Origin of the sequence: Idiomarina zobellii, from assembly GCF_900100855.1 — a bacterium.
GTDB classification, from domain to species: Bacteria; Pseudomonadota; Gammaproteobacteria; order Enterobacterales; family Alteromonadaceae; genus Idiomarina; species Idiomarina zobellii.
In genome coordinates, this window is the sequence record NZ_FNCB01000001.1 from 238,975 (window position 1) to 265,501 (window position 26,527).

Sequence of the window (26,527 nt, forward strand, 5' to 3'; positions counted from 1 at the left end):
TAATATCAGACGCCATATTGTGCCTGATGCGACTACTGAAGTATATCGTCAATGCAACTTCAAGCGTGGTTTCACCGCATGATTTAACTTGTCCACCAGCAATATCAAAAACATTTTCCACCAACCGTGCAATGCCCGCTGATGCATGCGGTACAAGCTCGCGTAAGCCCAACGTGCCAGCGTGCCTTCAATCGACATCGACACACTTTTACTTTGCATTAAATTACCAACGGCAGAAAAACGACTCAGTGAAACTAACGAGCCCCGGTCTTTATAGCGAAACGGCTTAGGCTCACGTCCGCCGTACTCTCGTAAGATATTTTTGTATAAGCACTCTGCCATTTGGTGGGCTGATTGAGCGCGTGGCGGTACCCAGCGTTCGTTATCAATTCGGCAAGCCGCACAGTCGCCAATTGCGTATATTGCGCTATCAGAAATCGACTGAAGGTACTCGTTTACCTCAATTTGATTATTCTTTCTGGTGTTTAGGTTCCACGATTGAGTAATATCAGGTGCTCTGACACCCGCTGCCCAAACCATCATATCGGCTCTTACAGGTTCGCCTTCGGATAAGCAAAGCTCGTTTTTCGTTACTTCTTTTACCGGGTTACTCAAAATGACTTCCACGCCCAGCTTACGAAGCTTTTTCAGAACCGAGTTCGATAACCGCTCTGGTAATGCGGGTAATAACCGTTCACCGGCTTCAATCAAACGAACTTTAAAATGGGTTTTATCCAGATGTTTAAGACCATAAATAGACAGGAGTGAGACCGAATGAATAAGCTCGGCGGCCAATTCAACGCCCGTTGCGCCACCGCCGACAATAGCCAGCGACAAATCAGCGTCTTTCCCGTCTTCTAATGCTTGGTTAACTTTTAAAAACTCATTTAATAACTCACCATGAAAAGCATCGGCTTGCTTTAGTGAGTCCAGAAAGTAACAGTTGTCTTGCACACCGGCGGTACCAAAGTCTGCAGTGACACTGCCAAGGGCTAAAATTAAACGGTCGTAAGGCACGTCCCGTGAGCTTAAAACTTCTTCGCCCTCGTTATTATTAATTGCAGCAAGCGTGACAGTCTTCGCTTCTTTATCCACATGCTCCAGAGTACCAATTAAAAACTGAAACCCTTCGCGGGCACTTTGCCCCCGGTAATCAACTTCGGCAAGTCGGGAGTCCAAAGCCCCTGAAGCCACTTCATGAAGTAATGGCTTCCAAAGATGTGTTGTATTGCGGTCTATCAGGGTAATTTGAGCCTTACCTTTACGACCCAATTTGCGACCTAACTGTGTAGCTAACTCAAGTCCCCCTGCACCACCTCCAACAATCACGATACGCTCTTTCATTGCTTGCCTCGCATTATAGATACAAAAAAGCCACTGACGATGATAACGCCAGTGGCTTTTTATAGCGACTATTCAGTCGTATTTAAAACATATTAGTCAATGCTAGGGTCCGTCAGTCCACGACGTTCCAACAGAGCTTCAACCGTTGGCTCTTGACCACGCCAGTCGATGTACTGCTGCATTGGCTCTTTGCTGTTACCTTGAGAGAGAATCTCTTTACGGAAAGCCTGGCCATTCTCCAGCGTTAAACCACCATTGTTGTTCATGTGTTTGAACGCATCCGCTGCTAATACTTCACTCCACATGTACGCGTAGTAACCCGCTGAGTAACCACCGGCGAAAACATGCGCAAAGTAAGTTGAGCGATAACGAGGCGGAACCGCTTCTACAGCAACACCATTACGCTCTAACGCTTCTTTCTCAAACGCTTCAACGTCATCAATTTCTGTCCCTGCCGACACTGTGTGATATTCAAGATCAAGCAATGCCGCCGCAACGTACTCAAGGGTATCAAAGCCTTGGTTGAAATTACGCGCTGCCAAAACTTTGTCCAATAGTTCCTGAGGAATTGGCTCACCAGTTTCATAATGATTCGCAAAGTTGTTAATCACTTTTTCATTCAGCATCCAGTCTTCCTGGAAAGTTGACGGAAACTCAACGTAATCACGTGAAACAGATGTACCTGCCAGCGACGGGTAGGTTACGTCTGAGAACATACCATGCAACGCGTGTCCCATTTCGTGGAACATAGTTGAAACCTCGGAGAAGCTTAACAACGTAGGCTCGCCTTCCGGTGCCTTGGTAATGTTCATGTTGTTCAGAATAACGGGCTTCTGATTCATTAGCTCAGATTGCGTGCGGAACGAGCTCATCCACGCGCCACCGCGCTTGCTGTCACGAGCGAAGTAGTCGGCATAGAAAAGGCCTAAGCTGCTACCGTCAACATCAAACACTTCATAAACTTTGACGTCTTCCTGATACACAGGAATGTCTTTACGTTCTTCAAAGCTAATACCAAACAGCTCGCCCATCGCATAGAAAACGCCGTCTTCTAATACACGATTAAACTCGAAGTATTTTTTCACTTCATCTGAGTCAATAGAATACTTCTCAGCACGCACTTTTTCTGCGTAATGGAACCAATCCCACGGTTTCAGTTCGAAATCTTTACCGTCAGCGTCAATCGCTGCCTGAATTTCAGCCGCCTCACTTTCTACATTTGAAACAACTGCAGGTACTAAGTCACGCAGCATTTTTTGTGCGGCTTCAGGGTTACCTGCCATGTTTGTTTCAAGAACATAGTCGCCCCAAGAGTCATAACCTAATAGTTGAGCTTTGTCGGCACGCAGTTTAACAAGCTGTTTAACTAATGGACGCTGGTCAGTTTCTGTATCGCCCGTACCACGGTTCGCTGACGCTTCCCAAACTTGTTGGCGCAATTCACGGTTTTCCAGCTCCGCTAAGATAGACTGGCGTGTAGTGTTCGTCAGAACAATGGCGTATTGGCCTTCTTTATCGCGGCTTTTCGCTGCGTTCGCTAAGCTCTCAATACGACTTTCGCTTAAGCCTGCTAGCTTCTCTTTATCTTCAACAAACACAACGGTTTCTTGAGTAAGAGACATTAAGCCATCGCGGAATTCGTTAGTCAGGCTTGAAAGCTGCTCGTTAATTTCACGAATTTGCGCTTTTTCTTCATCGTTAAGCTGTGCGCCTGCGCGGATGAACTCTTTATAAGTTTCTTCCAGTAAACGCTTCGCTTCACTGTCTAAGTCCAAATCATTACGCTGTTCATGCAATGTTTTAATGCGCGCGAATAAGTCAGCATTTAAACGAATGTTGTCACTGTGTGAAGCCATTTTAGGCGCCAGCTCAGCCTGTAATTCACGAATTTGATCGTTTGAATGAGACGAAGACAGGTTATAGAAAACTGAGCTTACACGACCAAGAATTGCACCAGATTTTTCCATTGCAACAATGGTGTTTTCAAAGGTTGGTTCTTCAGAGTTAGTCGCAATGGCTTCAATTTCTTCCATGTGCTCTTTCATGCCACGCTCAAAAGCAGGCTTGAAGTGTTTAAACTCAATAGCATCGAAGTCAGGTGCTTGATAAAGCAACGGGCTGGCTTCGAAGAATGGGTTCATCGCTGTCGCTTCCTGGCTGCTTTCAGCTTTCGCAGAGCTGTTTTCAGTATTTGACGGCTTACTCGCATCGCTACAGGCGCCGAGTGATACCGCAGCACCAATTGCAACGGCTAATAATGTTTTACGCATGGATAACTCCCACTGTTTCTTGTCATTGTGATTTTTGTGCCATTACTCTAGCCCTGTATGAGCGCTTGCTCAAGGGGTAAACGTCAAAAAGCCCATTATTAGAGGTAAAAAGCAGAAGGTAGAAACGGCGCCAGAAAACAGGCGATAACAAAGCCGCAAAGGCGGTATTGGGAATATTTCGATAGAAGAAGTGATACTTATCTTGTGCTGAGTCGCACTTAAGAAAAATGGCGGAGTGGACGGGACTCGAACCCGCGACCTCCGGCGTGACAGGCCGGCATTCTAACCAACTGAACTACCACTCCGCAAATTTCTTGGGGATGTACTAAATGGCGGAGTGGACGGGACTCGAACCCGCGACCTCCGGCGTGACAGGCCGGCATTCTAACCAACTGAACTACCACTCCGCATCAGTACTGCGTTGAAGTATGTCCCTCAACGCGGCGTGCATATTACGAGTGAGGGACAAATGAGTCAACACTTTTTTTAAAGATTTTTTCTGTTTGTCTGATTTATATTCAGTTTTGCGGTTTTTTGACCACTAAGCGTCATTTTTATCAGTTTTCTTCTTTCTGAACTTAAACCACCATAGCGCAAAAAGGGCGATAGCAATTATCAATACATTCACCATGACAATGATAATTAAGTTCATCATGGCCTGCTTTTCTTTTGCTTGACGCTCTTGTCGTTCTATTTCTCTCTGACGCTCTGCTTCAATGCGTTGCTGTTCTGCTATTTCTGCAGCTGTCGGCTCTGGTGGCGGCGGCTCTGTTGCAATAAAACTAAAGTCATCAAGCCTTGCTTCAAATTCACGCCCGTCCAACGTCGTCGCAAAAATGTCAATGTCAATTAAGTGTTTCCCGAAAGCCAGATTCGCAATGGGCACCTGATAAGGAAATTCATCAACTTGACTAAAGGTAAACTTACGCACTTCGCCATTGGGGAATTGCGTTTCACCATTAACCACCAAACTTTTTGGATCTATTTCTTCATCATTAACGGTGACTTTCAACTGGTGATCATCTTCGACCGCTTCAGACTCAATCACCTCAAAATTCACCGGCAGTGGCTTTACCACCAAAGGACCAAACTCAAAGACTCGCTCATAAAGCGGTGTGGTCATTTCATAGGTTGCCATCCACTGACCGGGCTCAACATCTAGGTTGAAAAAGCCGGTAAACACACCGTCACCAACACGCTCGTCATGACCTCGCCCATTATCCAGGAACTGCGCAACTCGTACCGGTGTTGCCCCAAAGTTATCAAAATCAGCATTATTGGTGCTGATAAAAAGCACATCGAGCGTCACTGTTTGCCGGAAGCGTGCGGTTTCTACAATTTCTTCACCGTTATAAAGTCGCCCCTCGACCTTCAGCTCTTCATTTTGGTAAAGCGGTTCCGGCAATGGGTCGGCCTCGAAACGAATATCGGAAACAACCAAGGCTTTGTTTTCTTCGTCGATGCGCCCTGCCGCTTGCCAGGGACCAGGCTGCGGGTTTTTAATGCGAATAATGTCGAAGTTTGGATCGGTATACCAAGTTACTTGGTCGGTAGGATAACGACTGTCATACCACTTGCTGCCGTCAGGCTTAATTAATATTAAGGGCTTACTGCCGGGCTCCCGGAAAAATAGCAGGGTAATTTCATCAACATTTTCATCAATTCGAAAGCGCTGACCGTCGATAGGAAGTTTATTGCTCATATCGCCTTCAATCAGCGACATCGCTTTTTTAAGAACCTCCTCTTTGTCTGACGCGCCAGATGTTTGCTGAACCGCTGTCACCGAGCAGCTAAACAAAAACAGAGCCAGTGCAGCCCAACCAAACTGAGTTACGAATCTAGCCACAAACAGCGTCCACCCTCTTCTTTAACTTTATCAAGCCGTTGTTGATGCAATACTTCTTCATCGGCTGATGCACGCAAAACCTTTAGTGGAGGACGGTTTTCAATGGCCTGATGCTGAATTTCACCGGCTACACCTGAAGCTGACTTTTTGTTTTCTGACAAATTAAGGGCTCTTTGCCCGCCAGTCATCATTAAGTAAACGTCAGCCAGTATTTCCGCATCGAGTAAGGCTCCGTGCAGCTCACGCGACGAGTTGTCGACATCATAAGCACGGCACAAAGCGTCTAGGTTGTTCTTTTGACCCGGCCGCATTTCCCGGGCGAGCTGCAAAGTATCCAATACCGTACTGAAGTCGCTGGTCAAGCCCGGGAAAGGCTTAATTCTCGAAAACTCAGCGTCCATATGCCCGACGTCAAACGGTGCATTGTGAATAACCAGCTGAGCGCCTTTAATAAACTCAATAAAGTCGTCACAAACCTGAGCAAACACCGGTTTATCAATTAAGAAATCGTTGGTAATACCATGAATTTTTATGGCTTCTTCTTCCACCACTCGTTCAGGGTTGATGTACACATGAAAATGATTCCCCGTGAGCTTTCGGTCAATAAGCTCAACACAGCCTATTTCAATAATTCTGTGCCCTTTCTGAGGGTCTATACCCGTGGTTTCCGTATCTAAAACGACCTGACGCATTTAAAATTCCTGATATACTGGCTGAAATCATTCAATATAGTACCAATTAACATGCCCAACTCAAAAACTGTTCACATTTATACTGACGGCTCATGTCTTGGCAACCCGGGGCCCGGCGGTTACGGCATTGTTATGGAATATGGCTCCCATCATAAGGAAATGAGCCAGGGTTATAAGTTAACGACTAATAACCGTATGGAAATGATGGCAACTATTGTTGCGTTAAAAGCACTGAAACGGTCTTGCGATATTGTTTTGTCCACAGACAGCCAGTACGTCAAACAAGGCATTGAACAGTGGATGACCAAATGGCGCAAAAACGGTTGGAAAACAGCGGCAAAGAAACCGGTAAAAAACCAGGATCTCTGGATTCAATTAGACGAACAGGTTCGAAACCATAAAATAAAATGGCAATGGGTAAAGGGCCATTCAGGGCACCCTCAAAACGAACGTTGTGATGAGCTGGCCCGCGACGCCGCCAGTCGCGAGCCTTTACTCGAAGATACAGGGTTTAAACCCGATTAGGTGAGTTACTCACCCGCCACGACTGGACGTTTCTCTTCTTGCCATGCGGTCATGCCGCCGTCGACGCTATAAACGTTATTAAAGCCCATGCGCTCAAGGCTTTCAGCGGCTAGCGCCGAACGCCCTCCGGTTTTGCAGATAAGATACAGGGGCTTTTGAGCAATACGTTCTAATGCATCATCGTATCCAGCAACGTCGGGATGTTGATTCAGCTGCATTTCCAGAACCCCACGCGGCATGTTCACTGCTTCGCGAATGTGACCCTGACTGTATTCCGCCGGTTCGCGCACATCAATCACTCTAGCGCCCTGCTCTATGGCTTTTTGCAACTCTTCCGTATTCGCTTCTTTTACGTTTGCTTTCGCTTTTCCACATAATTCTTTTGCTGTAATCATAATTACCTCTCTGACTTATCTAATTTAAAACTGTCCGATGTCATGGCAGTGGCGGGCTGCTGCCCTGATAAACGCACTTTTCTGCGTGTCGAAACCGTATTAATTCGACCAATCAATGTTTGTTTGGTTGCGACCAATACATAAGCCGCATTAAACACCCTGACTTTTTCACACAGCGAGCTGGACCAATCCAACCCCTGGAACTCCGCTTTATGCAATAAATGAGGAACGAAGTATTCACTGTATTTTACGTCGAACCCCAAAAGCGCCAGCCAGTCTTTCATTCTTGCTATTGAAAAATAACGTCCACACCAGGGAAATGGTTTTGCATGACGCACAAAAAAGCCACTGGCTACCGCCGGACTGACCGGGTTAAAACCCATTAGAACCAATACCCCGTCATCGTCCAATACTCTCGTGTACTCTCTTAAAAGTTGGTGGGGATGTTGGTGAAATTCAAGGGTAAAGGGGCTAATTAACGTGTCGACACTGTCGGTTTTTATTGGCAGCTCGGTCAATATGCCTAACATGTCAGCCTGCCCTGATGGCGCCACTGAAACCCTGTCTATATGCTCTTGTTGCTGAAGTTCTGCCCCCAAATTGCCGACAATGACCTGACAGCCTGGCTTCATCTTGCGCTCATAACGGTGCATAACCTCACGGGTTTGCGACTTAATGAACTCTCCGCAGGCCAGACTGCTCCACTGTGTAGGTGTCTTTAACGGGACCTTAGAATATGCCGGTTTAATAAACACTGCGTCATCCTGTATTATGGGAGCATTCTGTCACTATCGCTAACTCATCATAGCTTAGCGTTATCGAGGTTTCTATGCGAGTTCACCCTATTTGTGCGTTCGACGACAATTACATTTGGGCTATTGAGACAAACACAAACGATGGCGTCATTATCGTCGACCCCGGCGAAGCCACTCCGGTTTTTGAATGGCTGAAAGAAAACAATAAAACCATTACCGCTGTTTTCGTCACGCACCATCATTATGACCATACCGGCGGCATTGCTGACTTGACTAAAAAATACTCATGTCCGGTTATTGGTCCGCACAACCCAGAGATAAAAACAATTACCCAGGCGGTTCAAGAAGGTGAGCGTTTTTCAATGGCTGGCGTTGACTGGGAAGTGATAGAAACTCCGGGACACACACTTGATCACATTAGTTTTTACACGCCCGGCTTTCTGTTTTGTGGAGACACGTTATTTTCCGGCGGCTGTGGGCGTATGTTTGAGGGAACGCCTGAGCAATTTAGTCAGTCGTTACTTAAGCTTCGTCAGCTTCCGGGGGATACTCGGGTCTTTTGCGCACATGAATACACACAAGCTAACTTAACTTTCGCCCAAAAAGTGGAACCTGACAACCCGATACTGAAAAGTTATGCCGAAAAGGTCAAAATGCTACGCGAACAAAATGAAATTACTCTACCAAGTACGTTAAACCTTGAGTTAGCGATAAACCCATTCTTACGGTTTGATCAGAAAAGTGTGATGAAAGCGGCTTCGGAACATGCCGGAAGTGTAAAAAATGCCCCTGAGGACGTTTTTTACACTATTAGACAGTGGAAAGATAACGGCTGATTCTTTAAACTTCACCAAGTTTTAACATATTCAGGGTTTTAAAATTCATGGTTATAACAAGAAGCCGCACAACTTGGCTAAAATTAAGTGTACTGACAAGCGCTATCGCTCTTTCAGGATGCCAAAGCACTGGCCTTTTCTTTGCTGAGAAAAAGCAAGAAACTAACCATGAAAAAACCTCTTTAGAGCTGATACCGGTTCCTGAAGAAACGATTGTTGCTGCAGAAGCGACAACAAAAAAAGAGCCCGAGCCGGTTCAGTTGACACCGCAGGAACAAGACGACCTGTGGCAGCGTATTCGTCAACAATTGGTGTTTGACGTGCCGAATGTGCAACGAGTCCAAAGTCAACGAAACTGGTACGCCAGTCATCCTGAATATTTAGACCGGGTTGCTAAACGCGCAGAGCCTTATTTACATCTTATCGTCGAAGAATTAGAGCGCCGTGAAATGCCTATTGATCTGGCGCTGTTGCCTATTGTCGAAAGTGCGTTTGACCCGTTCGCCTATTCTCATGGCAGTGCATCCGGTGTTTGGCAGTTTATTCCGGGCACAGCCCGTCAATATGGTTTAGATATTAACTGGTGGTACGACGGCCGCCGGGACGTATTTGCCGCGACCCATGCTGCGCTGGACTATTTAGAAGCCCTCTACCGTTATTTCGACGGCAACTGGATGCATGCTTTGGCTGCTTATAACTCAGGTGAGGGGCGCGTTGGTAATGCAATTCGAAGAAACAAGCGTGCCGGCAAGCCAACCGACTTCTGGAACCTGGACTTACCGCGTGAAACTCGCGCTTATGTTCCTAAATTATTAGCCTTGGCTGATATTTTAGCCAATAGCGAGAAGTACGGTATTACCTGGTACCCCATTGAGAATCAGCCAATGCTGGAAGTAGTAGAAGCGCCAGCGCAAATCGACTTAGCCCTCGCGGCCGATATGGCTGATTTGTCATTGGAAGAACTGCACCAATTTAACTCGGGCTATAACCGCTGGGCCACAGCACCTGACGGCCCTCACCGCTTTTTGTTACCGGCTGAAAATGCAGAGCGGTTCAGCCTGGCATTGCAAGAGACCGAGCCTAAAGACTGGCTTTCCTGGACACGCCACAAGGTGAAGTCAGGAGAAAGCCTGCTAACGATATCAAAAAAATACAATACTTCTGTCGATGTCATTCAACAACTTAACGACATTAGCAGCCATATTATTCGCGCCGGTGAGCACTTACTGGTTCCTGTTGCCACCTTAGGTCTTGAAAATTACACCTTGTCGCAAGATCAGCGCCGTGAAAACCGTCAAGATCAAAAACGCGACGGCAAACGTATTGATTATATTGTTCAGTCGGGTGACACTCTCTGGGATATCAGTCGTGCTTATGACGTCAATCTACGAGATCTAGCTCGATGGAATTCAATGGCGCCCGGAGACTACTTAAGACCTGGGCAAGAGCTTGTTGTTTGGACTGAAGCTGAGGCCTCTTCCGTCGTACGCAGTAGTGTTAACAGCATTATTCGAACGGTTAATTACCGCGTACGTTCAGGAGACTCTCTTGCAAGGATAGCTAATAAGTTTAACGTGACCATTCGCCAAATTGAGCAATGGAATAATATTCAACGCAACCGTTACCTGCAGCCTGGACAGATGCTGAGACTGAAAGTAGATGTAACCGAGGTGAGTAGTTGAGGCCCGTTATGAAGATTTTGAAATACGCTATTACTTGTATTGCTTTGTTATTCAGTACCCAGAGTTTGGCTGACTGGGAAGCCAAAGGCGAAGGTAAAGTTATTTACCCTTCAGGTAGGACTGAACCTCTTAACTTCGGGTTTGAGTATAAAAAAGTCTATGACACGGTGATATTCACCGCGGGCAAGTCGCAAATGCGCACTTCTGAAATGCCGCCTAATTACATTCTCAATATGTTTGTGAATGACAAAGGTCAGGTCTATGTTGCCGAGTTTGCAGAAGGCTTTTTTAAAGGCTTCGAACTGGCCATTGGTGAGCACAACATCGTTATTGAGCATCGCCGGGAATTTGATGACGAAGAGCCGTTGAAGCACTTGCGCGTCAGAATTAACGACAGAAGCTATTTGTTAGATAGCACACACCCAACCATTAAGTTCGAGTTCGATGAAGAAAAAGGCATAGCTGATATTAGCGGCTCAGGCCTTTTAAAAGACCTGAGCACACGCGGCCGCTAAGCGCCCAAAAGCTCTTTTAATTCGTCTTCAGACAGTATCGAAAGCCCGAGGGATTGGGCTTTCGTCAGTTTTGAGCCAGCACTTTCTCCGGCAATTAACGCCGTCGTTTTCTTAGACACACTGCCACTGACTTTTGCTCCTAACGCTTCTAACGCCTGTTTGGCTTCGTCACGAGTCATTGTCGACAAAGTACCGGTAATCACGTAAGTATTTCCAGCTAAACGATCGCTTTGTATGTCGCCTGCCTCTTCGCCTTCCGGCCAATGGACAAACTCACGTAGCTCTTTCACAACGTTTTCGTTATGCGATTCACGGAAAAAGCGCACAATGTGTTCAGCCACGACCGTGCCAACATCAGGGACTTCCTGCAATTGTTCACTGCTGGCGGACTGAACGGCGTCAAAGGTTTTAAAATGTCTGGCCAGGGCTTTTGCTGTGGCTTCTCCGACCTCTCTAATGCCTAACGCATAAAGAAAACGCGCGAGTGTAGTCTCCCTAGTCGCTGTTATAGCGTTCTTTAAATTCTCAGCAGATTTTGCGGCCATTCTTGGCAGCGTTGCCAATTCAGCTTTACTCAGACGATATAAGTCAGCAGGAGATTTTACCCAGTCCTTTTCAACCAACACATCAACCAACTTGTCGCCTAAACCATCAATATCCATGGCTTTACGCGAGGCAAAGTGTTTTATCGCCTCTTTACGCTGAGCTGCGCAGTAGAGTCCTCCGCTACAACGAGCCACGGCCTCCCCCTCAATGCGCTCAACGTCAGAGTCACAAACTGGGCAGCGTGTTGGAAAAGCTATTTCCTGTGTATTGTCAGGCCGTTTTTCTTTCAAAACGCTGACAACCTGAGGAATAACGTCCCCAGCGCGGCGAATGCTTACCGTATCACCAATGCGCACGCCCAAACGCTCAATTTCATCGGCGTTATGCAAAGTCGCGTTCGATACGGTTACTCCCCCAACGCTGACAGGCTTTAGCCGGGCAACCGGAGTAATAGCTCCGGTACGTCCTACCTGAAAGTCGACGCCAGTAATAGTCGTCAGTTGCTCTTGTGCCGGGAACTTACGGGCAATAGCCCAACGCGGCGCTCTGGCAACAAAGCCAAGTTCTTCCTGAAGAGCTATGGTATCAACCTTAAAGACAACACCATCAATGTCGTAATTCAGCGAGTCTCTGCGCTCAAGAATTTTTTCATAATAACTGTCACAACCTTCAACAGAGTCTACCCGTTCAATTTCACTGTTAACGGGAAGCCCCCATTCGGCTAGCTGTTGTAGACGTTCATAATGGCTGTCGGGCAATACCGTATGCTCAGACACTAACCCCAGGCTATAAGCGTAAAAATGCAATGGACGCTTTGCCGTTATTCGGGAGTCCAGTTGACGCAAACTCCCGGCAGCGGCATTTCTTGGGTTAGCGAAAACCTTTTCGCCCTGTTGACGAGCCTTTTCATTAAAGCGGTCAAAAGCGCCGATTGGCATCACCACTTCGCCTCTCACTTCCAGTCGGTCAGGGACATCGCCTTTTAACTTGAGGGGAATGTTGCGTATGGTTTTGACGTTTTCAGTAATATCCTCACCACTTTCGCCGTCACCTCGAGTGGCACCGCGTACCAGCACTCCCGACTCATACAGTAAACTGACGGCCGCACCATCAAGCTTGGGCTCACAGCAGAACGTGACCTGAGTCCCCTCATCCAGCTTTTGCCCAATACGCTTAGAAAACGCTGCGAATTCTTCCGCAGAAAACGCATTATCCAAAGACAACATAGGTACTTCGTGTTTTACCGTGTTGAATTTGGCTAGCGGTTTACCACCCACTTTCGCCGTTGGTGAGGTTTTGCTTTTTAAGTCTGGATTTTGCTTTTCCAGCGTCTGCAATTCACGAAATAGTTTGTCGTACTCAGTATCAGGAACCGACGGCTCATCGTTTTCGTAATATTCTTTGTTGTAGCGATTCAGTAATTGTTCCAGCTCTTGCATTCGCTGGGCAGTAGATTGACTCATAACACCTAATTCTATGCTGAATGTTGACGTTCAAACTCACGGATAGTTTGTCGTGCTTCGTGAATAGACTGACGGGTTAGCAATTGTCTCTGACCATCTAAAACCTGCCCTTGAGGTATTTCAGTCGCCAGCTTCTTGGCTGCGTTAAGCATCATATTAAAGGCCTGCTGGCCGTCAAACTTCATCGGCAAGGTCATAAAAAACGCAACGCCCTCTGTTTCAAAGTTTTCCAGGTTGTCGAGATCAAAAGTTCCCGGATTAAACATATTGGCAACACTAAAAATTAACTCGCCCGTACCCGCCGTATTTTCATAACGGTGAAAGATACCTAAGTCGCCAAACTTACAGCCGAGTTCGGTCATCATTTGTAACAATAATGCGCCCTGCACTGAGCCTTTTACATGCAATGCAATAACTTCTTCTGGCTCGCCAATGTCTGTCTCCCCCTGTTCTTCGGGCTCTTCAGGTTGCTCAGTTGACGCTTCAGGCTGTTTCAGTGGTTTCTCGTCTGAAGGCTCTAACGCCAACTCAGATTGCTCTACTTCCTCATTTTTATCCACACGCATAGAAGGTAGCGGCGTATCGACTTCGTCGTCGACGTCCAGGTCCATAGCCATTTGCTCGGCCGCAGAAAGAGGCTGACTCGGTTTCTCCTGAGCTTTTTCTTGAAGCTTTTCTTCACGCATTGACGGCTTCGGCTCAGCACTAGGGTCTCTGGTACTCGTGTCTTCATCGTCAGTTGGCACCGAGTCCGTGGTATCCGGTGCTTCAGACGAAGCCTGACGAACCACCCTGACTTCCCCTATACCATCATCATCAAAGCCACTATTTTGTTTCTGGCGCTTTTCAGCAACACGTTGTTCTTGTTGGCGTTGCTGCTGGTTCCCTTTACGAATTTTCCATAATCCGTGCGCGATAATACCGGCAATGGCCAGTACCCCTAAAATTCCGAGCGTCAATTGTAAATTGCCCATGTGCTCTATCAACCTTCTTATTATTGTCAGGCTTCCGTCATAGCGACGGCTTGCTCTACATCAACGGCAACCAGGCGCGACACACCTGCTTCCTGCATTGTCACCCCGGCAAGGTGTGACGCCATTTCCATAGCCACTTTGTTGTGACTGATATAAATAAACTGTACCGATTCTGACATTTCACTCACTAAGCGGCAAAAGCGGCCTACGTTCGCATCATCGAGTGGCGCATCAACCTCATCTAACAAGCAAAATGGTGCTGGGTTCAACCGGAAAATGGCAAACACCAATGATAATGCGGTCAATGCTTTTTCTCCACCACTTAGCAGGTGAATCGTACTATTCTTTTTACCCGGTGGCCTTGCCATAATAGTAACGCCTGTTTCCAGCAAGTCGTCGTCAGTGAGTTCTAAACTGGCACTACCGCCGCCAAACACTTTTGGAAACAATACCTGTAAGTCACTGTTCACCGCATCAAAAGTCGTTTTAAAACGATGCCGGGTTTCTTTATCAATTTTTCGTATGGCCGTTTCCAGCGTTTCTAAAGACGATGATAGGTCATCCACTTGCTGATCCAGATACTGTTTACGCTCTCTTTGCGCTTCAGCTTCTTCAATCGCCGCCAGGTTAATGGCTCCCAGGCGCTTAATTTTATTCTGCACGTTCTCCAGGTTAGTCTGCCACGGCTGCTCCTCTGCTTCCTGTGGCAACTCCTGCAGTAAGGTTTTCAAGGTCATGCCGGTTTCTGCCAGTCCCTCAAGCACACCCTGGCTGCGCTCTTGCAACTTGGCCTTTTCAATCTCAGTGCTTTGCAGTGCTTCTTTAGCTTGCGCAATACGCATTTGAACAGCCGACTGACCTTGATTAAGCTCTGACAATTCATGTTCTAACTCAGACAGTTGCGCACGCTGCTCCTGCAAAATGGCTTCCTGCTCCTGACGCTGGTCAAGAAGCTCTGTCAGTCGCTCTTCCAATTCCTGCTTATTTTCTTCGCCGTCAGAGCTTTGTTGCGTGGTCTTTTCATCCACTAACTGCTGGTAACGCTGTTCACTGCGTTGTAAGACCGTGTCGAGCTGCTGTACCTGAACAGTAATGTTTTGTTGCTGCATAGACAGCTGCTGTTGTTTAGACTTTAGTGCCTGCAGCTGCTCTTTCTTGTCGCTGGCCAGCCGTTCTAACTCATCACCTGAGTCGTCATTCGCCGCGTCGCTCTCCAATAACCGTTCGTTCAGCTCTTCTCTTTGTAATGCAGCTTCCTCAATACGCTCATTAAGCTCTTCTGCTTTTTGCTCAAGCTCTGATTGTTGCTCGCTAAGCCTCTCCAGTTGTTGCGTATACTGTTGTTGCTGTTGCTTAGCCCAGTTTAACTGCTGCTCCGCTTTATTTGTGTCATTCTGCGCGGTTTGTTGCTGCTCTTGCTCGCGCTCAAGTTCCTGCTCAATCTCTTTCTGAGAAGCGCGTGCCTGTTCCAATTTTTGTGTCGCTGTTTCTAGCGAGTTTTCTAACTCTTCTTGCTCACGTTTCAGGCTGTCACACTGACTCTGCAACTGCAGTTGGCTGGTGTTGCTATCAATTCGCGATGACATAAACCCGTTAGGCCAGTGCCAGTTACCCTGTTTTGACACAGCAAACTCAGCCTCACCATCTAATACCTGCTTTTGTGCTTGCTCATCACTGTCAGCCACAGCACACAGTTGCAACGGCGGCCAATGTCTTAATGCGCCAGAGACTTTGCTCGCCAAAGTACCCGATTTAGCCTCTCCGGCGCTTGGCCATATCAGTTTCAGACCTGCTACTGACTCAGTTCGCTCAGGTGAGCTTTCAAGAACCGCGGCATCCAGCCACTCATACAAAAACTGCTCAACAGCCAATTCCCAGCCAGGCTCTGCTTTCAGAACGTCACGGACTCTCGGGGTATTTGGATAATGCGTTTCAAGCCACTCATCCGCGCTGTCATCGCCTGACTGATGCTTGATGAGTAACTGCTCAATGGCTTGCAGGTTCGCCTGTACTTTATTTTGTTCTAATTCAACACTGCGCTTCGCTTCCTGTGCCTGCTCAACCTGCTCGCGACTGTCCGCTAACCGTTGCTTTGTTGTTTGAAGCCGCTCAATAGCGCTGTTTAATCGCTCACTAGCCTCATCAAATTCGCGTTGCAGGCTGTCTAACGATACGTCACTAAGCTGCTTTTTAACGTCCTGTTGCTGGTCGTTAACTTGCTCTAGCTGTTGCTTAGTGTAATCACGGCTTTGCTGAAGCTGTTGTTCTTTCAGCTGCGCCTGCTGATGCTGTTGTTCAATATCGCGCACTTTTTGCTGCTGTGAGCGTTGCTGCTGTTGCCAGCTTCGGTAGTTTTCATCAGCCTGTTGCGCTTGCTCAGACACCTCTTCAACCTGTTCGGCTAGCTCTTCAAGCTGCGGTTCAAGCATCATTTCCTGCTCAGCCAACTGCTCTTTTTGCAGTTTATCTTCGTCAAGTTGCGACTCAAGTTGCGTCAGTTCGCTTTGAATTCGCTGCAAACGCTCTTCACGCTGCGCTTTAATTTCATGCTGATGCTTTAGAGTTTGCTCAATACGAGTCACTTCATTACCCAGGATGAACATTTTCTCTTGCGATTGTTCAACTTGAGAGCGTAACTCTTCAGCCCTTTCTCTCAGCTCTATAGCTCCACGTTCGTCGCCGCTTTGCTGCGCTTGCCACTTTTCAAGTTCAGCCTGCTGCTCAGAGTATTGGGCATCAAGTTGCTGCCGCTGGTTATCTAACTTTAACCAACGCAATGCCTGCAGTTCGCCTTTCAACTGGCGCTCTTGTTTTTTCAGTTCTTTATATCGAATTGCCGCAGCCGCCTGACGCTCTAGCTTATCCAGCTGTTGACCCAATTCTTCACGCACATCACTCAGACGCTCCAAATTTTCGCGCGTGTGATTCATCCGGTTTTCTGTTTCACGGCGACGCTCTTTGTATTTAGAAATACCCGCAGCTTCTTCAATAAACACCCGCAACTCTTGAGGTTTTGACTCAATTAAGCGGGAGATCATGCCTTGTTCAATAATGGCGTAGCTTCGGGGGCCGAGGCCGGTCCCGAGGAATAAATCAGTAATATCGCGGCGTCGGCAACGACTGCCGTTCAGAAAATAGTTCGACTGGCCGTCCCGGGTAACTAAGCGTTTGACGGAGATTTCGTTAAACGCGGCATACTCACCCTGAATACGCCCTGCGCTATTATCAAATACCAGTTCAACACTGGCTTGAGACACAGGCTTACGGGCGTTAGAACCATTAAAAATCACGTCAGTCATGGCATCGCCGCGAAGGTTTTTCGCTGAGCTTTCACCCAGAACCCAGCGCACAGCGTCGATGACATTCGACTTGCCACAGCCGTTCGGACCCACTACGCAGGTCATTTGATCGGGAAAAGGAACTTTGGTCGGGTCAACAAATGATTTGAAGCCCACAAGTTTGATGTGTTTCAGTCGCATTCGGCTGTTTTTATAGTTATTACTGACGTTATTTATAATCCAAAGACTCTAGCAGATCCCGTAGTCATTTGTAACAATTTCAACCACACATAAGGGTGGTTTTGCCCTATTATGAGCAACAAAAGTGACAGCAGGAGTTCGCATGCACAAACCGATCTACAGTGAGTCGGGAATATCCTATATAGGAAGGGGTTTACAGCTCATCCGCACCAAAGGGCTACGCCGCTACGTTATTGTCCCTATTTTGGCCAACCTGATTCTCTTCACCATTGCCTTCAGCTGGCTGTACGGCGAAGCCGACTACTGGCTTAATAAATTCATGGCTTGGCTACCCGACTTTTTCCAATGGTTGGAATTTATCTTATGGCCACTGGTGGTCATTGTGATGGTCGCCTTTTTCTCCTTTATTTTTACCAGCATCATGAACTTTTTCGCCGCACCTTTTAATGGCTTACTGGCGGAAAAAGTCGAGCGTTATGAAAGTGGCGAAGCTTTAGGGGATGAGGGGTTTATGGGACTCGTTAAGGACATACCCCGAACGGTTGGCCGTGAATTTCAAAAACTCATGTATTACCTGCCACGGGCCATCGGCTTTTTCTTGCTGTCTTTAATTATCCCGGTATTTGGGCAAATTCTCTGGTACGTTTTTGTTTGCTGGATGATGTCTATTCAGTATTTGGATTATCCGTTCGATAATCACAAAATTTCATTTAATCGTATGCGCTCTGAGTTGGGGTTACAGCGGAGTCGGACTTTCTCGTTTGGCTTGGGAATCACGCTATTAACCATGATTCCTTTTGTGAACCTAATTATTATGCCGCTGGCTGTATCGGGTGCGACAGCATTGTGGGTCGACCATTACCGTCGCAGTGCATTAGAGCAGCGCTAAAGGACTTAGAAGACGACTGAGCGCATTGCTCAGTCGTCGCTTTCTGAGTCATTTTCTAAGTAGTCTGAACTTAACCGTTTATTCGTTTGTACACCCATCTGGCGGAACTTGTCGACTCGACCAATAAGGTTCCCGCGACCAGTACTCAGCTTTTTCATCGCTTCCTGATAACGGTTATCCAGTGTTTGTAAGCCGTTACCAATTTTCTCCAGATCTTCTACAAACCCGACAAACTTGTCGTACAAGCGCGCAGCGTCGGTGGCAATTTTCTCAGCGTTTTGATTCTGATATTCATACTGCCAGATATTGTGAACCGTACGTAGTGCAACCAGCAAGTTAGTTGGGCTCACCAGCATAATCTGATTGTCCAGCGCCAGCCGGATGAGCTCTGGGTCACGGTCAACCGCCAATAGAAATGCCGGTTCAATTGGAATAAACATCAACACATAGTCGAGCGTTCTCAAGCCTTCCAATTGGTGGTAGCTCTTTTTCCCAAGCTGCTTTATGTGTTGTTTAAGTGACTGAACGTGTTCATTTAATGCTCGTTCGCGCTCAAGGTCATCGTCGGAGTTAAAGTAACGCTCATAAGCGGACAAACTGACTTTCGAGTCGATAACCACGTCTTTTTTATTGGGCAAATGCACAATAACATCTGGTTTGAATGACTTACCGTCTTCATCGCGATGGTGTGCCTGGGTTTGATACTCATGCCCTTCACGCAGCCCCGACTGTTCGAGAATACGTTCTAGTACAACCTCCCCCCAGTTACCCTGCTGCTTGGTATCGCCTTTCAATGCTTTAGTCAGCGCCTCAGCTTCAGAGGCCATACGACGGTTTAAGTCTTTCAGTGACAACAGCTCGTTTTTAAGCGCTGAACGCTCTTTTGTTTCGTCGGTATACTGCTGAGTAATTTGCTTTTTAAATGCATCGATTTGTTGCTTAAAGGGCTCTAATGTTGCCTGCAAAGACTGCTGATGATGTTGCTGCAGCCCTTTCGACTTTTCTTCAAAAATACGGTTAGCCAGGTTCTCGAATTGCTGCGTCAGTCGCTCCTCGCTGGCTTTTAACAAGTTCAGCTTTTCTTCTGCGGTTTTTTGCTCGTGATCAGCGCGGGCCAACGTCTCGCGCAGACGACTGTCTTTTTCATAGACGTCGTGCTGCAATTCATCGATACGCTCACGAAGAATTTCTGCATCTTGTTCCAGTGCCTTATTTTGTTGCTCTGTCTGTATACGCAAACGGCGCTGCTGCTGCCAAAGCAACAACAACGCCGTAATAACAGTCAGAACTGGCACACCTATTATTGCCATCCATTGCCACAGTGCCAGCGACATCATTAAGCTCCTAATTTTTCGTTCAAGTCAGCAATTTTCGCTTTCCAAATAGCAGGACCTTGAGTATGTGCATTTTGACCGTCGCTATCGACAGCGACAGTGACTGGCATGTCTTCCACTTCAAACTCATAAATAGCTTCCATACCCAAGTCTTCAAACGCAACGACTCTGGCTTTCTTGATCGCTTTAGCAACCAGGTACGCCGCACCGCCCACAGCCATCAGGTAGACGGCTTTGTGCTTGCGAATACTCTCGACGGCTTCTGGCCCGCGTTCAGCTTTACCCACCATGCCGATAATACCGGCTTCTTCCAGCATCTGGTCGGTAAATTTGTCCATACGTGTCGAGGTTGTCGGGCCAGCAGGGCCTACCACTTCATCACCCACCGGATCGACAGGTCCGACGTAATAAATAAAGCGGTTGTTGAAATCAACCGGCAACTCTTCACCGTTATCCAGCATACCTTTAATGCGCTTGTGAGCGGCATCGCGACCAGTAAGTAACTTACCGGACAACAACACTGTTTCACCCATTTTCCAGTCTTGAATGTCTTCTTTCGTCACTTCATCCAGGTTCACACGACGAGCATCATCGCCCAGCTCAAAAGTGACATCCGGCCAGTCTTCCAGTTTCGGTGGCGCTAAGTCTGCGGCACCACTACCGTCAAGTGTGAAATGAACGTGGCGAGTCGCCGCACAGTTTGGAATTAAGGTCACAGGTTTAGAAGCGGCGTGTGTCGGTAGTGATTTAATCTTCACATCCAGCACCGTTGTTAAGCCACCTAAGCCCTGGGCGCCAATACCTAGTGCGTTAACGCGGTTGAAAATTTCTAAGCGTAATTCTTCTTCCGCGTTTTGCGGACCACGCTCAATCAGTTCATGGATGTCCACAGACTCCATCAACGACTCTTTCGCCAATACGGCTGACTTCTCAGCAGTACCACCAACACCAATACCCAGCATACCCGGTGGACACCAACCAGCGCCCATTTTTGGCAGAGTTTCTACAACCCAGTCAGCAATCGAGTCGCTGGGGTTTAGCATAGCCATTTTCGACTTGTTCTCAGAGCCACCACCTTTTGCGGCAATCATGACTTCAATTTCGTCGCCCGGCACCATATCGATGTGAACAACGGCTGGAGTGTTATCACCTGTGTTTTTGCGCGCACCTGCCGGGTCTGCGACAATTGACGCTCGTAATGGATTATCCGGATTGTTGTAAGCTCGGCGAGTTCCTTCGTCTACCATTTGTTGAACTGTCCGGTCGGTCTTATCCCATTGCACACCCATACCAACTTTAACAAAGCAGGTGACAATACCGGTGTCCTGACAAATTGGACGGTGCCCTTGCGCAGACATACGCGAGTTCGTCAGCACCTGAGCAATGGCATTCTTTGCTGCTTCGCTCTCTTCACGCTGATACGCCTCGTCCAACGCTTTAATAAAGTCTAATGGGTGATAATAAGATATGTACTGCAGGGCATCGGCAATACTGTCAATAAAATCCGCCTGACGAATGGTGGTCATGGCTCTACCTCTTCATTTTTATATCGAACGGTTCCGATATTGGTTCTGATAAACGTGGCGCTATAATAGCGTTTTCACTAACAACTGACCAGTGTAACTAACCGAGTTAGTGTCACTGTGATAGAATGATTCTTATCCTTAATTCGTGGCTGTTATTAAGTAAATCAAAGGGCTAAGTGTGAGCATTTTTCCTAACTTGTGTGCCGTAAAACTGGAAACCACCCTAACAGCGCTTGAGCTATTTGAGCTCTGCCAAAGCGAACCTTATGCACTTTTCCTTGACTCAGCCTCGACAACACACGAAGACGCTCATTATGACTTTATCTTCAGAGCGCCTGAATGCGTCATCCGAAGTAAAAACGAGCAACTCACTGTCTCCGCCAATAGCATAGCCCAACTCCCGAAAGTCCCAACTCACGCTGCCCAGATGTTCGATTACGCTGAGCAATTAATGGCGCTGACAGGCCATTATAACGGCCCCGAACACTTGCCTTTCCAGGGCGGTTTTGCCGGCGCAGTGGGGTACGATTTCGGCCGTTGCCTGGAAGTCATTCCTGAGTTTAACCGTGACGAATACAACTCCAGTGATGCAGTACTTGCGTACTATTGCGAAGCGGTTATTTTTGATAAAAAGCGCAACAAAGTTTGGCTGGTCGCTCCTGAACAGGCGCTTAAAACGCAGAAAGCTTATTGGGAGCAGTCACCGCAGTCAGACTCAAACACTCCTTTCAAGCTGGCCAGCGCCTGGCGAAGCAATATGTCAGAGGCAGAGTACCATACTAAATTTAATGCGGTACAAGCCTACTTACTTAGCGGTGACGCCTATCAAATTAACTTAGCGCAACGTTATCAGGCGAGTTATCAAGGCTGTGAGTGGGCAGCTTATAAAAAGTTAAGGGCTTCTAATAACGCGCCGTTTTCAGCCTTCATGCGCACCCCTGAAAGCGCCATTCTCAGCGTTTCTCCTGAGCGCTTCCTAAGCACTACTGGTGCGGGAGAGGTGCAAACTAAGCCGATAAAAGGCACCCGCCCACGTTATGAAGACAGCAGCAGGGATTCCGCCAGTAAACAGGCCTTGCTGAATTCAGAGAAAGATCGTGCCGAAAACCTGATGATTGTCGATTTACTGCGTAATGACCTCAGTAAAAACTGCGAGCCCGGTTCGGTAAAAACGCCGAAGCTGTTTGCCATAGAGAGCTTTCCGGCTGTGCATCATTTAGTATCAACCATTACCGGGCAATTAAAAATGGGCGGCTCTGCTTTACGTCTGTTTAAAGGAGCTTTCCCCGGTGGCTCGATTACCGGAGCTCCTAAAATTCGGGCTATGCAAATTATTGAAGAGCTCGAGCCGAATCGCCGCGGCATTTATTGCGGCAGCATAGGCTACTTCTCACAGAACGGCCAAAGCGACTCTAGTATTACCATTCGCACGTTATTAGCAGAAAACGGTCAGCTTTATTGCTGGGCCGGCGGAGGTCTGGTTGCCGACTCTAAAGCCGATGAGGAATACCAGGAAACCAAGGACAAAGTGTCTCGTATTTTGCCGGTGTTAACCTCATGACTATCAAAAACCGCGCCGAGTTTGTTCGACGTTTCAGCCTCACCCCATCGCCGTCAGTTGACCGAAAACTTGACGAGCCCTTGCGTAAACGCTTGCGACCAGCAGCAGTGCTTATTCCTATCATTGAGCGCCCGCATGGGCTGTCATTGATACTGACACGTCGTTCCGCTTCATTAAGAAAACATGCCGGACAAATTAGCTTTCCCGGTGGTCGCTACGACAGAACCGACAATGACTTGCTGGATACGGCATTAAGAGAAACCGAGGAAGAAATTGGTTTGCCTCGGTCTCAGGTTGAAGTGATTGGTCGTCTACATGACTATCCGGTATTGTCTTACTTTATGATACGTCCTTATGTGGCCTTTGTGTCGCCTCAGCAGGAGCTTGTTGCCGAAGAGAGTGAAGTCGCCGAGATATTCGAAGTCCCTCTGGCGGACATTCTTGATCCGAGCAATCATTACGTTTACCGCATTCGCAAGTTCATTTATGACCGGGTTTATTTTATCCCCTGGCAACACCGCAATATCTGGGGAGCAACCGCAGGAATTTTGCGAGAATTGGCTGAGCAGCTTCAGCCAGAGCGGAAAAGTCACTTTAAGCCACTCAACTGACCAGTTATTTCGCTATAAAGCTTGCCAGCCCCCACACAATTCATGCGACAATACTATAATTAATAGTAACGAACGCGACAGGTAAGGATAAGTATGATCAGCGTTTTTGATATTTACAAAATTGGTATCGGTCCTTCGAGTTCCCACACAGTGGGTCCTATGAAAGCGGCCTTCGATTTCCTGAAAGCCGCTAAAGAAGCTGGCCACTTAACTCAGGCAGACGGCGTTAAAGTTGAGTTGTTTGGCTCTTTAGGGCAAACCGGCAAAGGTCACGGCACCGGCAAAGCGGTTATTTTAGGTTTGGCGGGCGAATTACCGGAGACCGTAGACACCGACAACGTTGACAACTTCCTTGAACAGACTCGCAAAACCGAGAAACTGGCTTTATTAGGTGAGCACGAAGTCGCATTCCCGGCAGAAGGCGCTATTACATTCCATCGTCGTAAAACCATGCCAAAGCATGCCAACGCTATGGAGCTTAAGCTCCTAAAAGGCGACGATATTATCTATAGCGACCTATACTACTCTATTGGCGGCGGCTTTATTGTTCGTGACGAAGACTTTGATGAAACCTTAGAAGAAGCCATTGAACAGTCATCTAAACCTATTCCCTATCCGTTCGACAGTGCCGCTGAACTATTAGGTCATTGCAAGGAGCACGGACTGCGCATTAGCTCATTAATGATGGCGAATGAAAAAGTGTTCCGTAGCGAAGATGAGATTCGCGAAGGCTTAATGAAAATTTGGCGCACCATGCAGCAAAGTATCACCAACGGTATTACCACCGAAGGTATTTTACCCGGTGGCTTGAAAGTGCGTCGCAGAGCGTCTTCGTTGTATCAGCGGCTGAAAAAAGAAAAGTCGAGCGATGCCATGCAAGTTATGGACTGGGTCGATTTATTCGCTTTGGCAGTAAACGAAGAAAACGCTGCGGGCGGTCGTATTGTCACCGCGCCAACTAACGGTGCAGCAGGTATCGTTCCGGCGGTCATGAGTTATGCCGATAAGTTCATTGAAACACTGGACGAAGACTCTGCGGTTCGCTTTCTACTAACGTCGGCCGCTATTGGCATCTTGTACAAGAAAAATGCCTCTATTTCCGGCGCTGAAGTCGGTTGTCAGGGTGAAGTGGGTGTTGCCTGCTCCATGGCCGCCGGCGCACTGGCTGAGTTCATGGGCGGAGGCCCTGAAACCGTTGAGAATGCTGCCGAAATTGGTATGGAGCACAACCTTGGCTTAACCTGTGACCCTGTCGGTGGCCTGGTTCAGGTTCCGTGTATTGAGCGTAATGCAATGGGCTCCGTCAAAGCCATTAACGCAGCCCGTCTGGCAATGCGTGGCAACGGCGACCATAAGGTGTCTCTGGATAAGGTCATTAAGACCATGTGGGATACCGGTAACGATATGAAGACTAAATACAAAGAGACCGCCCGGGGCGGCTTAGCGGTTAATATTATCGAGTGCTGAAAAACGAAGCCGGTGTATTACAGCATCGGCAACTCACACCCTTCAAATAACGCATCAATTTCTTCTTGAGTTTTAAGCTGCGCCGCTTGCTGCACTCGTTCACGTGTCAGATGCGGGGCAAAGCTTTCAATAAAGTCATACATGTAAGTTCTTAAAAATGTTCCGCGACGGAAGCCAATTTTAGTGGTGCTTGCTTCGAATAAGTGACTGGCCGGAATGGCCACTAAATCGCGATCTTCATCTTCTTTGTATGCCATTGAAGCCAAGACCCCAATTCCCAGCTCCATGCGCACATAGGTCTTTATTACGTCTGCGTCTGTCGCCGTAAAAACAATTTGCGGCTCTTTACCTGCCTGAGCGAAGGCTCTGTCGAGCTCAGAACGACCAGTAAATCCATGCACATAAGTGACAATTGGATACTGGGCAACATCTTCAATAGAGATATCTTTTAATTGTGCCAGCGGGTGTGACTTAGGCACCACAATTGAGCGATTCCAGTGGTAGCACGGCAGCATGATTAAATCCTGATAAAGATGCAATGCTTCAGTCGCTATAGCGAAGTCGGTGCGTCCCTTTGCCGCCGCCTCACTAATTTGCTGCGGAGAGCCCTGATGCATATGCAATGACACTCTCGGATACTGACCAATAAACCGCTTGATCACATTGGGTAGCGCATAACGAGCCTGAGTGTGTGTGGTTGCTATCGTTAATTTGCCTTGATCGGGCTGCGTGTGCTCTGCCGCCACTGTCTTTATTGAATTAACATTATCGAGCACCTGCTTTGCCACCCGAATGATGTCCTGCCCTGCAGGGGTGACATGTGTTAAGTGCTTACCTGTTCGCCCAAAAATCTGAACCCCTAACTCGTCCTCCAGCATTCGTATTTGCTTACTAATACCTGGTTGTGAAGTGAATAAACTCTCTGCTGTCGCAGAAACATTTAAATTATGGTTCATCACTTCAACAATATATTTTAATTGCTGTAATTTCATAGCAGGACATGCCACTCAGTTTGCGAATTGTGATATAAAAAAATAGTATAATAATCTTATTAACTATGACAAATAGAAAAGCTGGTAGGTATAAGCAGCTGGAACCGGAATTCAACTATGACACAGCCCACATTCGACTTTTCTGCGATACTCGCCTCCTCTGCTCACGACATGAAAAATTCGCTTTGCTTGCTTATTCAGCTAATTGAAGAGGTTTCCGAGCAAGTACCACAAGGCAGTGCAACAGAAAACATGGCAAAAGTCCATTACGAGGCGCAACGAATTAACTCAGGGCTTATACAACTGCTGACCTTATACCGAGACCAGCAGGGAGCGTTGCCGCTGAATGTTGACGAACATCATTGGGACGAGGTGCTTGAGGAACTGCTACTTAACAATGAAGTGTACCTTGAGCAACGTGGTATCAGCGTAACAACCGATATCGACGAGTCAGCGGCGGGCTATTTTGACAAAGACCTCATTAGCCACTTACTGAACGACGTTATTATTAATGCTATGCGCTATACCGCCGATAAACTCTTTATTACAGTGACAGTCGACGAGAATAAAGGGTGTCAGATTTCAGTGCACGATAATGGCGATGGTTTTCCGAACGACATGCTAAAACAAGCGCAAATGCCCATGCAGCAACTGGATATGAAAAAAGGCCGTACCGGTTTAGGGCTTTATTTTGCCCACCTAATCGCTGAAGCCCACCAAAGAAACGATAAAAAAGGTTTTATCGAACTGAAAAATAATGGACACTTAGGTGGTGGTGTTTTTTCTCTGACATTACCTTAAAAATAATAACAACCTAATGAGCGT

At 47.3% G+C, this 26,527-nt stretch carries 21 protein-coding genes and 2 tRNA genes; 9 read left to right on the forward strand and 14 right to left on the reverse strand.

Annotation, left to right across the window (positions count from 1 at the left end):
- Window positions 1–48 precede the first annotated feature (48 nt).
- The 6 genes from BLT32_RS01115 to dnaQ form a co-directional block, all read right to left on the reverse strand.
- Window positions 49–1,344, reverse strand: a complete 1,296-nt coding sequence (locus BLT32_RS01115) for an NAD(P)/FAD-dependent oxidoreductase (RefSeq protein WP_053952467.1) — start codon at window positions 1,342–1,344, stop codon at window positions 49–51.
- Window positions 1,345–1,436: 92 nt separating this feature from the next.
- Entirely contained in the window at window positions 1,437–3,614 is a 2,178-nt protein-coding gene (locus tag BLT32_RS01120; RefSeq protein WP_053952468.1) for a M3 family metallopeptidase, read from the reverse strand.
- 228 nt (window positions 3,615–3,842) lie between these two features.
- A tRNA-Asp gene (locus BLT32_RS01125) sits at window positions 3,843–3,919 on the reverse strand.
- A 25-nt stretch (window positions 3,920–3,944) separates the two neighbouring features.
- A tRNA-Asp gene (locus tag BLT32_RS01130) sits at window positions 3,945–4,021 on the reverse strand.
- A gap of 134 nt (window positions 4,022–4,155) precedes the next feature.
- Window positions 4,156–5,460, reverse strand: a complete 1,305-nt coding sequence (locus BLT32_RS01135; RefSeq protein WP_053952469.1) for a TIGR03503 family protein — start codon at window positions 5,458–5,460, stop codon at window positions 4,156–4,158.
- Window positions 5,445–6,152, reverse strand: coding sequence for a DNA polymerase III subunit epsilon (gene dnaQ, locus BLT32_RS01140; RefSeq protein WP_053952470.1), 708 nt, complete (start codon window positions 6,150–6,152; stop codon window positions 5,445–5,447). The genes BLT32_RS01135 and dnaQ overlap by 16 nt, the downstream gene beginning before the upstream one ends.
- A gap of 51 nt (window positions 6,153–6,203) precedes the next feature.
- On the opposite strand from dnaQ, the gene rnhA reads away from it, so the two are divergent.
- The gene (gene rnhA, locus BLT32_RS01145) at window positions 6,204–6,677 is read left to right on the forward strand and encodes a ribonuclease HI (protein WP_053952471.1); all 474 of its coding nucleotides are present in this window, start codon (window positions 6,204–6,206) and stop codon (window positions 6,675–6,677) included.
- Window positions 6,678–6,682: 5 nt separating this feature from the next.
- Here rnhA and BLT32_RS01150 read toward each other — a convergent pair whose 3' ends face one another.
- The gene (locus BLT32_RS01150) at window positions 6,683–7,072 is read right to left on the reverse strand and encodes a rhodanese-like domain-containing protein (RefSeq protein ID WP_053952472.1); all 390 of its coding nucleotides are present in this window, start codon (window positions 7,070–7,072) and stop codon (window positions 6,683–6,685) included.
- A gap of 2 nt (window positions 7,073–7,074) precedes the next feature.
- Window positions 7,075–7,827, reverse strand: a complete 753-nt coding sequence (locus BLT32_RS01155) for a class I SAM-dependent methyltransferase (protein ID WP_053952473.1) — start codon at window positions 7,825–7,827, stop codon at window positions 7,075–7,077.
- Window positions 7,828–7,901: 74 nt separating this feature from the next.
- Here BLT32_RS01155 and gloB point away from each other — a divergent pair, with 74 nt between their 5' ends.
- The 3 genes from gloB to BLT32_RS01170 are packed head-to-tail and all read left to right on the forward strand — an operon-like array spanning window position 7,902 to window position 10,860.
- On the forward strand, window positions 7,902–8,663 hold the full coding sequence (gene gloB / locus BLT32_RS01160) for a hydroxyacylglutathione hydrolase (RefSeq protein ID WP_053952474.1): 762 nt from the start codon (window positions 7,902–7,904) through the stop codon (window positions 8,661–8,663).
- A 47-nt stretch (window positions 8,664–8,710) separates the two neighbouring features.
- Window positions 8,711–10,345, forward strand: coding sequence for a lytic transglycosylase (locus BLT32_RS01165; protein ID WP_053952475.1), 1,635 nt, complete (start codon window positions 8,711–8,713; stop codon window positions 10,343–10,345).
- An 8-nt stretch (window positions 10,346–10,353) separates the two neighbouring features.
- The gene (locus tag BLT32_RS01170; protein WP_053952476.1) at window positions 10,354–10,860 is read left to right on the forward strand and encodes a hypothetical protein; all 507 of its coding nucleotides are present in this window, start codon (window positions 10,354–10,356) and stop codon (window positions 10,858–10,860) included.
- On the opposite strand, the gene ligA is transcribed toward BLT32_RS01170, so the two are convergent.
- From ligA to smc, 3 genes are read right to left on the reverse strand one after another with little or no spacing between them, the layout of a single operon-like run.
- Window positions 10,857–12,869 (reverse strand): NAD-dependent DNA ligase LigA, encoded by a 2,013-nt coding sequence (gene ligA, locus BLT32_RS01175; RefSeq protein ID WP_053952477.1) that lies wholly within the window; start codon window positions 12,867–12,869, stop codon window positions 10,857–10,859. The genes BLT32_RS01170 and ligA overlap by 4 nt on opposite strands.
- Window positions 12,870–12,880: 11 nt before the next feature.
- Window positions 12,881–13,843 carry a cell division protein ZipA gene (gene zipA, locus BLT32_RS01180; protein ID WP_053952478.1) on the reverse strand — a complete coding sequence of 321 codons (963 nt, stop codon included), beginning with the start codon at window positions 13,841–13,843 and terminating at the stop codon, window positions 12,881–12,883.
- 26 nt (window positions 13,844–13,869) lie between these two features.
- On the reverse strand, window positions 13,870–17,322 hold the full coding sequence (gene smc, locus BLT32_RS01185; protein ID WP_053952479.1) for a chromosome segregation protein SMC: 3,453 nt from the start codon (window positions 17,320–17,322) through the stop codon (window positions 13,870–13,872).
- 142 nt (window positions 17,323–17,464) lie between these two features.
- Here smc and cysZ point away from each other — a divergent pair, with 142 nt between their 5' ends.
- The gene (gene cysZ, locus BLT32_RS01190) at window positions 17,465–18,211 is read left to right on the forward strand and encodes a sulfate transporter CysZ (RefSeq protein WP_053952480.1); all 747 of its coding nucleotides are present in this window, start codon (window positions 17,465–17,467) and stop codon (window positions 18,209–18,211) included.
- A 29-nt stretch (window positions 18,212–18,240) separates the two neighbouring features.
- Here cysZ and rmuC read toward each other — a convergent pair whose 3' ends face one another.
- The gene (gene rmuC / locus BLT32_RS01195; protein ID WP_053952481.1) at window positions 18,241–19,548 is read right to left on the reverse strand and encodes a DNA recombination protein RmuC; all 1,308 of its coding nucleotides are present in this window, start codon (window positions 19,546–19,548) and stop codon (window positions 18,241–18,243) included.
- Window positions 19,548–21,071, reverse strand: a complete 1,524-nt coding sequence (locus tag BLT32_RS01200) for a fumarate hydratase (protein ID WP_053952482.1) — start codon at window positions 21,069–21,071, stop codon at window positions 19,548–19,550. Before BLT32_RS01200 ends, rmuC begins: the two co-directional genes overlap by 1 nt.
- 178 nt (window positions 21,072–21,249) lie before the next feature.
- On the opposite strand from BLT32_RS01200, the gene pabB reads away from it, so the two are divergent.
- The 3 genes from pabB (at window position 21,250) to BLT32_RS01215 (ending at window position 24,710) form a co-directional block, all read left to right on the forward strand.
- Window positions 21,250–22,632, forward strand: a complete 1,383-nt coding sequence (gene pabB, locus BLT32_RS01205) for an aminodeoxychorismate synthase component I (protein ID WP_053952483.1) — start codon at window positions 21,250–21,252, stop codon at window positions 22,630–22,632.
- Window positions 22,629–23,243 (forward strand): CoA pyrophosphatase, encoded by a 615-nt coding sequence (locus BLT32_RS01210; protein WP_053952484.1) that lies wholly within the window; start codon window positions 22,629–22,631, stop codon window positions 23,241–23,243. Before pabB ends, BLT32_RS01210 begins: the two co-directional genes overlap by 4 nt.
- 93 nt (window positions 23,244–23,336) lie before the next feature.
- Complete coding sequence (locus tag BLT32_RS01215) at window positions 23,337–24,710, forward strand: L-serine ammonia-lyase (RefSeq protein WP_053952485.1); 1,374 nt, start codon at window positions 23,337–23,339, stop codon at window positions 24,708–24,710.
- A 17-nt stretch (window positions 24,711–24,727) separates the two neighbouring features.
- On the opposite strand, the gene cysB is transcribed toward BLT32_RS01215, so the two are convergent.
- Window positions 24,728–25,702, reverse strand: a complete 975-nt coding sequence (gene cysB, locus BLT32_RS01220) for an HTH-type transcriptional regulator CysB (protein WP_053952486.1) — start codon at window positions 25,700–25,702, stop codon at window positions 24,728–24,730.
- Window positions 25,703–25,819: 117 nt separating this feature from the next.
- Here cysB and BLT32_RS01225 point away from each other — a divergent pair, with 117 nt between their 5' ends.
- The gene (locus BLT32_RS01225) at window positions 25,820–26,503 is read left to right on the forward strand and encodes a sensor histidine kinase (protein ID WP_053952487.1); all 684 of its coding nucleotides are present in this window, start codon (window positions 25,820–25,822) and stop codon (window positions 26,501–26,503) included.
- Window positions 26,504–26,527: the final 24 nt, after the last annotated feature.

Excerpts from the sequence above, each read along its gene's own strand:
- BLT32_RS01115 (WP_053952467.1), bottom strand. The coding sequence starts at position 1,344 with ATGAAAGAGCGTATCGTGATTGTTGGAGGTGGTGCAGGGGGACTTGAG.
- BLT32_RS01120 (WP_053952468.1), bottom strand. The coding sequence starts at position 3,614 with ATGCGTAAAACATTATTAGCCGTTGCAATTGGTGCTGCGGTATCACTC.
- dnaQ (WP_053952470.1), bottom strand. The coding sequence starts at position 6,152 with ATGCGTCAGGTCGTTTTAGATACGGAAACCACGGGTATAGACCCTCAG.
- rnhA (WP_053952471.1), top strand. The coding sequence starts at position 6,204 with ATGCCCAACTCAAAAACTGTTCACATTTATACTGACGGCTCATGTCTT.
- BLT32_RS01150 (WP_053952472.1), bottom strand. The coding sequence starts at position 7,072 with ATGATTACAGCAAAAGAATTATGTGGAAAAGCGAAAGCAAACGTAAAA.
- gloB (WP_053952474.1), top strand. The coding sequence starts at position 7,902 with ATGCGAGTTCACCCTATTTGTGCGTTCGACGACAATTACATTTGGGCT.
- BLT32_RS01165 (WP_053952475.1), top strand. The coding sequence starts at position 8,711 with ATGGTTATAACAAGAAGCCGCACAACTTGGCTAAAATTAAGTGTACTG.
- BLT32_RS01170 (WP_053952476.1), top strand. The coding sequence starts at position 10,354 with ATGAAGATTTTGAAATACGCTATTACTTGTATTGCTTTGTTATTCAGT.
- ligA (WP_053952477.1), bottom strand. The coding sequence starts at position 12,869 with ATGAGTCAATCTACTGCCCAGCGAATGCAAGAGCTGGAACAATTACTG.
- zipA (WP_053952478.1), bottom strand. The coding sequence starts at position 13,843 with ATGGGCAATTTACAATTGACGCTCGGAATTTTAGGGGTACTGGCCATT.
- smc (WP_053952479.1), bottom strand. The coding sequence starts at position 17,322 with ATGCGACTGAAACACATCAAACTTGTGGGCTTCAAATCATTTGTTGAC.
- cysZ (WP_053952480.1), top strand. The coding sequence starts at position 17,465 with ATGCACAAACCGATCTACAGTGAGTCGGGAATATCCTATATAGGAAGG.
- rmuC (WP_053952481.1), bottom strand. The coding sequence starts at position 19,548 with ATGATGTCGCTGGCACTGTGGCAATGGATGGCAATAATAGGTGTGCCA.
- BLT32_RS01200 (WP_053952482.1), bottom strand. The coding sequence starts at position 21,071 with ATGACCACCATTCGTCAGGCGGATTTTATTGACAGTATTGCCGATGCC.
- BLT32_RS01210 (WP_053952484.1), top strand. The coding sequence starts at position 22,629 with ATGACTATCAAAAACCGCGCCGAGTTTGTTCGACGTTTCAGCCTCACC.
- BLT32_RS01215 (WP_053952485.1), top strand. The coding sequence starts at position 23,337 with ATGATCAGCGTTTTTGATATTTACAAAATTGGTATCGGTCCTTCGAGT.
- cysB (WP_053952486.1), bottom strand. The coding sequence starts at position 25,702 with ATGAAATTACAGCAATTAAAATATATTGTTGAAGTGATGAACCATAAT.
- BLT32_RS01225 (WP_053952487.1), top strand. The coding sequence starts at position 25,820 with ATGACACAGCCCACATTCGACTTTTCTGCGATACTCGCCTCCTCTGCT.